A 469-nucleotide genomic window follows, 5' to 3' on the forward strand; every position below is an offset into this window, starting at 1 on the left:
TATGTCGCTGATGAGCTGGCCGTCGAGGTTGAGTTGGTGCAGGTGGCCGCTGCCGTAGTACAGGTGATTGAGGTGTTGGCCAGTGGGCAACGTCAGGGTGGTGAGGTTGCTCAGTGGGTCGTATTCGTAGGACAAGGCGCCTTGCGCCGTGGTCTCCTGGATCAGGCGACCAAGCAGGTCGTAGGAAAATTCGAGGGTTTCATCACTGACACCCATCTGCTTGCCCTGCGCGGTGGGCAGGCGCTGGATCGACAGCAAGCGATCGCCGTCGTCATACACATAATCCTGACGGGCATCGGCATTGAGCTTGGCCATTAGCCGACCAATGCTGTCGCGCTCGAATTCGGTGCGCCGTTGTGGCCGCTCGCCGCGTTCGCCGTAGCCGGTTTCATCGACCTGGGTCAGATGCCCGCCGAGGTTGTAGCTGAAGCGCCGGGTCAGGTTGTCGATGCGTTTTTCTTCGATCAGC

1 pseudogene is annotated in these 469 nt (G+C 60.1%); it reads right to left on the reverse strand.

Annotated elements, in window-relative coordinates:
* Positions 1–469 (reverse strand): annotated as a pseudogene (locus ACM6I6_RS26185) (type IV secretion protein Rhs); the annotation flags it as partial.

Origin of the sequence: Pseudomonas sp. IT-P218, from assembly GCF_949767605.1 — a bacterium.
GTDB classification, from domain to species: Bacteria; Pseudomonadota; Gammaproteobacteria; order Pseudomonadales; family Pseudomonadaceae; genus Aquipseudomonas; species Aquipseudomonas putida_AE.